The sequence below is a fragment of the Natrarchaeobius chitinivorans genome (genome assembly GCF_003841505.1).
GTDB classification, from domain to species: Archaea; Halobacteriota; Halobacteria; order Halobacteriales; family Natrialbaceae; genus Natrarchaeobius; species Natrarchaeobius chitinivorans.
Genome location: NZ_REGA01000010.1, coordinates 145,131 through 153,766, shown reverse-complemented (window position 1 = coordinate 153,766; position 8,636 = coordinate 145,131). Strand labels below are relative to the sequence as shown.

At 57.8% G+C, this 8,636-nt stretch carries 5 protein-coding genes and 1 pseudogene; 2 read left to right on the top strand and 4 right to left on the bottom strand.

The window, feature by feature from the left end; genetic code table 11:
* From EA473_RS12615 to EA473_RS12600, 4 genes and pseudogenes are all read right to left on the bottom strand, one after another.
* Window positions 1-163, bottom strand: a pseudogene (locus tag EA473_RS12615) (IS4 family transposase); the annotation flags it as partial.
* A 147-nt stretch (window positions 164-310) separates the two neighbouring features.
* Window positions 311-1,891 carry a class I adenylate-forming enzyme family protein gene (locus tag EA473_RS12610; protein ID WP_165875279.1) on the bottom strand — a complete coding sequence of 527 codons (1,581 nt, stop codon included), beginning with the start codon at window positions 1,889-1,891 and terminating at the stop codon, window positions 311-313.
* Between the two features lie 164 nt (window positions 1,892-2,055).
* Complete coding sequence (locus EA473_RS12605) at window positions 2,056-3,519, bottom strand: amidase (protein WP_124196012.1); 1,464 nt, start codon at window positions 3,517-3,519, stop codon at window positions 2,056-2,058.
* Between the two features lie 156 nt (window positions 3,520-3,675).
* Window positions 3,676-5,073 carry an SLC13 family permease gene (locus EA473_RS12600; protein ID WP_124196011.1) on the bottom strand — a complete coding sequence of 466 codons (1,398 nt, stop codon included), beginning with the start codon at window positions 5,071-5,073 and terminating at the stop codon, window positions 3,676-3,678.
* 1,562 nt (window positions 5,074-6,635) lie between these two features.
* Between EA473_RS12600 and EA473_RS12595 the strand changes: the two genes are divergently transcribed.
* Together EA473_RS12595 and EA473_RS12590 are read left to right on the top strand one after the other, a co-directional pair.
* On the top strand, window positions 6,636-7,064 hold the full coding sequence (locus tag EA473_RS12595) for an acyl-CoA thioesterase (RefSeq protein WP_124196010.1): 429 nt from the start codon (window positions 6,636-6,638) through the stop codon (window positions 7,062-7,064).
* Window positions 7,065-7,224: 160 nt separating this feature from the next.
* Window positions 7,225-8,553 carry an MFS transporter gene (locus EA473_RS12590; protein WP_124196009.1) on the top strand — a complete coding sequence of 443 codons (1,329 nt, stop codon included), beginning with the start codon at window positions 7,225-7,227 and terminating at the stop codon, window positions 8,551-8,553.
* Window positions 8,554-8,636: the final 83 nt, after the last annotated feature.

The window sequence follows — 8,636 nt, the reverse complement described above, 5'->3', positions numbered from 1 at the left end:
CGAAGCCGAGTGAAAGCGTGTAAAACAACGCGACGACGTCGAGTTTCCGCTCTCGCTGGATGAGATTCGTTGCGCGAGCACGCTCGCGCAACTCATCAGATGGAAACGCTCTTTGAATTCGGTTCACAACTACTGAGTCCGGTGGTTTGTACACACTTCCCACCGGATTCTCACATTCCTAGTTACTGACGATTCTAGCTTGGCGTCTCTGGATACCCCGATCTGTTAAACTAGAACGGATGGATTGACTGTATACCGGAATCGATCGGGATGCAACGCTGCCGACTTTTTTCACTGCGACACGCGGTTATCATTCGTTATCGGAATCGTGGAGTTCGTACCGTTTGATCTTGCCGCTCGGATTTCTGGGAAGGTTCGTGACGAACTCATATTCACGGGGACGTTTGAATTCAGCGAGGTCCGGCCGGTTGAGACACCACTCGTCGAGTTCGTCTGCAGTCACTGGGTCGGCCCGAACGATGTAGGCTTTAGGTACTTCCCCCCACCTGTCATCAGGAGTTCCGACCACGGCAGCCGAGGCGACCGCCGGGTGGGCCGAGAGGACGTCTTCGAGTGCTGCCGGATAGATGTTCTCGCCGCCGCTAATGATCATGTCGTCGACGCGACCGGTGATTACGGTATTGCCGTCTGGTGTTCGGTAGGCCATATCGCCGGTAAAAAACCACCCGTCACGGACCGCCGATTCGGTTTCTTCGGAGTCGTTCCAGTAGCCGCTGAAGATCGTCGGGGAGGCAGTGCTGATGAGGAGTTCTCCGTGCATTCCAGACTCGAGAACGGCATCGGGGTCCTTTCGCTCAGAATCGACAATCCGTGTTTGCTGCATGATATTGGTCGGTCCGGTCCAGGTGGGGTCGGTCGCCGGCTCTGCGGTATCCGGATCCTGGAGGTCGATCTGTCCGAGTGGGCCGAACGCTTCCGTACAGCCGTACTGATTCGAGACGAAAGCAGGGTCGAACGCATCGATCACCTCGGAAAGCAACGGCGACTCCATCGGCGCTCCCGAGTAGGTGAGCACTCGAATGCTCTCGGCGTCGGTTCGGTTACACGCCGGACTGTCGACCAGCGCCCGGAATATTGTGGGTGCTTCGTGTAATGCGGTGACGCCGTGTTCGTCGATTGCGTCGAGAACAGCCTCCGGCTCGAAATCGTGTAGGGTAAGGACTGTCCCGCTAAGTGCGACCATGGTCAGGACTACCCCGTGGAGACCAACGGTGTGATACAGGGGCATGACGCCGACCATACACTCCGTCTGTAGCCTGAATCGTTGGCCGATGGTATTGATAACCGGTCGTGCCGCGGAAGCGGCGTGGTTGATCTCGATCCCCTTGGGACGGCCGGTAGTGCCCGAACTGTAGAGGATGACGCTCGTATCTTCCGGATCGACCCGGACGTCCATTTCACCCACTTTTTCGTCTGGGAGCCGTTCGAACGGAGTGGCAAATGACGGCGGGTCCGTTGCGACCGTAACGTACGTTTCGATGGGGACGTCGAGGTCAGGACGCAAGGTTCGAACGGTCGCCTCGACTGCGGGACCGTACACGAACGCCGCTGGCCGACAGTGTTCGAGGGTGTACCGAATTCCTTCGGGAGCCAGTCGGAAATTAAAGGGGACAGCGATGGCCCCAATTCGTTGGGTTGCGAGTACCGTCAGGATGTGTTCGGGCCGGTTTTTCAGACAGATGGCAACTCGATCACCTTTCCCAATTCCTTGCTCGGCGAACCAGCTGGCGATCGCGGCGGTCTCCGCATCTAGTTCCGCGTAGGTGTACTCACGTCCCGTTTCTAGATCCACGATCGCTGTGGCCTCCGGCGTGCGGGATACGGCCTGTTCGAACAGGTTCGGAACCGTCCAGCTTTCGAGGGGCTGCATTTGCTCTATCATGAACGCACTGGTACGTATAGCTGATGTCTCGCGGTACGACTCTCCGCAGTCGTTTAACTTTCGAACGGATCGGCCTTCCAAGTGAGTGGAAAGCGCCAACATGCCAAAAATTCAGGGATTCGGTCGGTGGGTAGGAAACCGAGGTGGATCGATCACTCGTCGGGGTAGGAATCGATCCAGGGATCGTGGCGTTCGAGGGCACCAGCCGCCGCGAGAACCGCGTCGTCTTCGAATCGATCGCCGACGATCTGGAGGCCGACGGGCAGTCCGTCGGACGTCTCGCCGGCCGGTACGGACGCCGCAGGGTGGCCCGTGAAGTTGAGCGGGTGGGTGAGACACCACCCGGTCAGCGGGTCGAGCGAAACGCCCTCGAGTGAGTCGGGCCCGGTCGTAACGTCGCTAGGGTTGTTTTCTGGGGGGGTGGTGGCGGTCGTCGGAGTGACGAGCAGATCGTACGTCGAGAGAGCCGACTGGATCGCATCGTAGACGCGTGTTCGCTTGCGGTCATCGCGTTTGAGTTCCAGAGCGGTACGGTCGGCCGTCTCCGTGAGCATGTCGCGAAAGCTCGGCGTCAAGTCCGGTCGACGATCTTGGAAGACGTCGGTGCCGCCCGCGGCAAACCCCTCGAGCACCGAATGATACAGAGTGCCCATCTGGCGACGCCAGATCCCGCTCAGTTCCGCGTGGTCGAGGTCGAGATCCAGGGTCGCCCGTTCGACGGTTGCCCCGGCTGTCACCAAGGCCTGGACAGCCGACTCGGTCGTCTCGGCTACTGAGTTGGTGACTGGAAGGTCTCCGATCGTCGGGAGGTAGCCAATCGTGAACCCGTCGATCGACTTCTGAGGGGCCGACTGGAGATCGAGGTCGGGCGTCGGTACCGAGAAGGGATCGGCTGGGTCGGGTCCGACGAGCACTGAAAGCATTGTTGCAGCGTCTTGAACGGTTCGAGCTATTGGACCGACATGGACGAACGGTGTGTCGGCCAAGAACGCATCTGGTCGCATCGGTTGGGCGACGAGCCCGAACGTCGGCTTGACGCCGACGACACCACAGCAGGCCGCGGGTACCCTGACCGAACCGCCTGCATCTGATCCCTGTGCGATTGGGACGAGGCCATCGGCGACTGCGGCCGCGCTACCGCCGGAGGAGCCGCCGGCGTTCCGTTCTAAGTCAAACGGCGTCGACGTGGGCCCAAACAGGCGATTGTCGGTTACGAGGCTGTGGCCGAACTCCGACGTGTTAGTCTTGCCAACGACGATCGCGCCCGCACGCTCGAGTCGCGCCACGTGCGTGCTTGTGTGTTTGGGAACAAACGACTCGAACGGTATCGATCCGAACGTACATCGTACGTCTGCTTTGAGATCGAAAAGGTCCTTGATTGCGATTGGGACCCCGTGTAGTGGTCCGAGAGAGTCGCCGCGGTCGACGGCAGCAGCCGCTTCCTTTGCCTTTTCCCGTGCATCCGACGAGTAGACGTCGACGAAGGCGTTCGTCCGATTATTCCGCTGCTCAATTCGTTCCAGACACGCATCGACAGTTTCGATCGGACACGTCTCTCCCGATCGGATCGCTTCGGCAAGTTCCGTCGCCGAACCCGGCGGTGTCCTTTCGACCATACCACCGGATGGCGAACCAACCGTATAACGATACTGGTACCATATCGCGGTCCGGTACCGGCCGATAACTCTTTTTTTATCACCCATATTACATAAATGCACCAATACCAAATGGGAAAACTATTCTGCGTCCGAGTGCCTGCAACGAATTCGGTCTTAGTACAGGAGGGTGAAATAAGCGAACTGTAGCGGAACCAGGAGTACGATCGTCGCTACCGAACACACCACGGTCGTCCGTACCAGTTCGCCCATCTCGACGACGTCTTCGGCGAGGATCGTAATGAGGACCGCCGACTGATAGGGGAAAAAGTACGTCCCAAGCGCCATCGCTTCAGCCATCAGGACGGGGGTAAGCGGCAACCCTGCTGCTTCAGCGTACGGAATCACGACGGGCGTCAGCACGCTCGCAACCGCCAGCCCCTCCATCAATAGTGCGAGCAGCAGCGTCGCGGAGAAGATAAACAGGAGTATTACCGCGAGTGGCGCGTCGTGTGGAATCCACTCGAGTAGATAGTTCGCCGCGTTTTCACTGAATCCCGTATAGGCGAGTCCTTCGCCGATCGCCAGCACCGACGCGACGAAGAAGACGATCGAGTAGTCGACGTCAGAGACGGCCTCTTCGAAGTTGACGATCCCAACACCCGGTAAAAACGCGAGGATGACGACCACGAGTGCGCCGACGACGGGGTGTAGGCCGTGGACGAAGTCGGTCATCCACACGGCGGTGCCGACGAACAGAAAGGCGAGCATTCGGAGGTGGCGCCCGTCGACCGCCGTTCCCTCGAGGTCGGGTGGTTGTACTGTCGAGGTCGGCTCCGGCCGGTACAGAACGTAGACGATCCCGATCACGACGAGAACGCGGGTGATGCCCATGATCGGGAACATGTGGACGATCCACTCGGTCCACGAAACCGGGTGATCTCCGATCGACGAACTGATTCCGGTGATGATGATGTTCGGAAGGTCAGCCGTGAGTATTCCGACCGATCCGTAGAAGGTCGCGAAAAGCGGACCCAGAAAGAGACCGATTCGTGCGCGTCTGGAATCGAAAAGCGTCCCGGCTTCTTTGAGGACTGGTGCAAGCAACAACACGCGCACGAGCGCCGATGGGATAAATAGCGCCAGGGCGTACGCGCCCAGTCCGAGTGCAAGCAACAGCCGCCGATACGTTCGGACCGGATCCGACCGGACGTGGCCTGGAACGCTTCGAGCGGTTATCCAGTGGCCGGCCTGTGCTGCGAGTCCGCTTCGGCGAGTCGCTTCGCCCATGAGTAATCCGAACCCGATCAGCCACGTCGCCGGCGAGTGAAAGCCTCCGAGTGCGATCTCCATCGGAAACGTGACCCCGATGAGAGCGATTCCGATTATGCCGGTGTACGATGGCGGAATCGGCGTGAATATCCAGAGTACGATACAGAAGACAGTAATCGCAAGCATCCTCGCCGTGGCTCCATCGGCCGGTGCGGCTGCAAACACGATTCCTCCGAGTAATGCTGACGCCAGGATCGTGGTAACCGGCGATCGGACATCGGGAATCGCCTGTGTGAAGTTCATCGGCCAAATTTCTGAATTGTAGCGTTATGAAGATTGATTTCAGCCAGCGGGTGTCGAGTGTCGATGGCCGCCGTTACCGAATTGAGCGTTCGCATTACTGATTGAATCCGCGTACCTGTTTGTCGCTTTGGACTACGATGGACTGCAATGCGCACAGCGTAACGATGTGATCGTGTTGGATCAGATACTGGGCGGACTTCACGCCATAATTTCCGGGTGGCATTATCGACAAGGATCGATTTAATACGCATTAATACCTTTGATTAGGACTGCAACTAGCCCAACCTCATTCACTGCGATACGGACACGGGTGACCGCTGATTTGCCGACTACAGTGCGGATAGGAATGCTTCTGTCCAGCCGTGTCGACCTGTTGTCTATGAGTGCGGTTTCGGCGAATGTCGTTCTGGGACCGTCAAAAAGACGATCATAATATAGTAATAGTGAAATGATTTACACACCGATCGCCGATCAATCTGGCGATTGGGTGTGCATTGACGTTCAGTGGCTACTATAGGCCTCGCCGGAACGGGAAGTACCCCCATCATGTCGGACCGGCTGATTAGCGAACGCGCTCTCAATTGCCAGGGAGCCTAAAATTCTGCTTCCGCGATGACTTCCGTATCGCGCAATGACTATAGTTCGAATTTTGGAACCAAAGCCGTCAAAAGGCCGGTGTAGTGATCGAACAGGCGAATACTGTGATTCAATTCTCCCATTCGACTATACGGAATTCATTCCGTTGGTCCCGATTTAAGTACCCATCGTTTACACATGTATGGTTGTAAGGATAGGACTCGAGACTGTACTGTTGGTTTGCCGATGAACCACCATTCAGTATGTATCGCGCTGGTCGACCAAACTGCCTCGTCTGTGGTTACGTATTGACATTGCGCATTCGATCGCGACAATAGCCGTTTCATTGCTGTTTCCGGATGCCATAGAAATTCGATGATACGGAATACCATTCGTCGAAACATACCACGTCAGTACGACCCACGAGCCGAACTCGGAACGAGTAACCGACCAGACCTGCCAGTCCGGACGTACCGCTGAACGTCGGTTTCACCGATGCTTGTTGCCAATTCGAGTAAGCGGAACAGGTGTCAACGAGTGTTTATAAATGATGAAGGTAACGGAGGGCTCAGCGACTTGTAGAGTACAACCCGCCGTATCCAACGGCTACTTTGGTATGAACTCTTGGAACTCAGTACCAGGACGACCGTAGACCGATCACGGTTTGTGCTGGCATACCATCCCAGCCGACCGAACAAACACGTGACACCGCGGGAGTAGCGACAACTCCGGGCTCCTGTGTTCGAAGATCGTATATCTACGGTCACGATCTCTTTTCCCAGTTAGACCGGGTACCGATCCAAAAAAGATAAAGCTGTTGCGAATTACCTGGGTGGTATGTTAATATCGGTGTGTACGACCCAGCGAGACGGAACGGCTATCCACGCGGACAGGCCGTCGACGGACGTCTTCGAGGGCTCCGTCCGAAGAGTACGGCGGCCCAGCCGGGCGGTTCGACGAGTCGCCGCCCCGGCGGAGGATCGCCGATGACCGATGGGGACCACCCGGCGGTCGAAGATCCCGTTTTCGAACGCCAGTGGACCGTCAGATTCTCGGACTCGGATCCGTTCGAGATCGCACACTACCCACGAATCATCGATGCACTCCACCAAACTGCCGACGAGTACGTCGAATCGATCGGGTGGCCGTTCTGGACTATGACCGACGAACACGGCATCGGGTTACCGATCGTCGACGTCGGCGCTCGATTCCATCAGCCCGTCCGAGCGGGCGACGTCGTGACGATCGGAATGACCGCGACGGTCGGCGACTCGAGCGTTCGATTCGAGTACGCCGGGACCGTCGATGGTGAACTCGCATTTACCGGGTACGAGCAACGGGTTTGCGTCGAGGTTGGCGGTGAGAGCTCGATTCCCGTACCGGATGGCCTCCGTGAGGCGTTGATGGCCGACTAATTGCGTCCGCCGGAAAAACGATAGATAGTCGAGCCCACCGTCAGGGATCCGGCACTCGAGGGCGGGTGTCGACAGGTTCGGTACCGACGGTACCGGCGTATCTGTTACTCGGCGGAGCGAAGCCGGTAATCTTATCGGCTCTACCTTAATTGACACAGCTATGTTCGGACTTGCGCGTCGGGAAATGCGGTTCGCTTTCCTCATCAGTTCGACACATCTCGCTCAGCACTTCTACTTGCGCCTGATTCCACCCCTGATTCCGATACTGGCGATCGTGACGGAGTATCCGATCTGGCAACTCGGTCTCCTCGTAAGCGTCTTCTACGCCGGTGGGGGGTTGTCACAGGCTCCTCTCGGTGTGCTGGCTGATCGGTACGACCGACGTGCGATCCTCCCGGCCGGAATCGGCGTTTCGGCCGCCTGTTACATGGTGTTCCCGTTTGCACCCGCACTCGGCGTCGTTCTCCCCGACCTCTCGTTGCTTGGGTACACGTTCGAAGGTGGCTTTCTGGTGATGTCGGGGTTGATGCTCGTCTCCGGCATCGGAAACGCGGTCGTCCACCCTGCCGGATACCCGATGATCTCTGCGAACGTCTCCTCTGAGAACAAAGGAAAAACGCTCGGAATCTTCGGTAGTTCGGCGAAATTCGGCGATGCAATTCCACCGCTTGCCATCGGTGCGTTGATTCTCGTGCTTGCGTGGGACCTCATTCTCGTCATCCTCGGTCTCGTCGGTGTCCTCTACTCGCTTGCACTGTACGTTGCCCTCGGTGGCGACGACTACGAGACCGTGCCGGAAACGTCCGAAGGGACGTCGGACGAGGAATCGGAGACGAAACAGCGGACCGATCCACGGACGTATCGGTATCCCATGATCGTTATCTTCCTGTTTTTCGTGACGAAAATGTTCGCCGCCAACGGCGTCAACACGTTCGTTCCCGCGTTCGTCGTCGCCGTTTACAGTTACTCCTTCGACGTGGGAGGTATCTCGCTTGCACCGGAGTCAGTCGCCAACTTCTACTTCGCAGCGCTGTTGATCTGTGGTGCGGTAAGTCAGCTCTTTCTGGGTGCATTGACCGATCGGTTCGATCCCAGACTGGTCCTTCTGGGTGGCGTAAGCGTTGGAACCGTCGTGCTCGTCGTTCTCGGCTCTCTCGATCTCTCTCCGGTAACGCTGTTACTCGTGATGATCGTCCTGGGGACGAGTCTGTGGGGAATCAGTCCCGCTCGAGACGCCCTCATCAGCGAGATTACCCCGCCGGAACGGGAGGGACGAACGTTCGGATACTTCTGGACCGCGGTGAATCTCACCGGCGCGATGATGCCGGTTCTGGTCGGCTATCTCATCGAGACGGTCGGGATGCGCGAAGCGTTCACGATGTTGGCCCTGGGGACGGTGCTCGCCGGGGGCACGATCAGTCTCCTCTTTACGAGCCGGGTGTATCGAACCGGCCGGGAAACTCCCATCGACGCCGATACGACCGATTGAGACTGCGATAGTAACGACTGCACCGATTTACACACTCATCACCGATCTGTCTGGTGATTTGGTGTACAATGACGTGCAGTGGC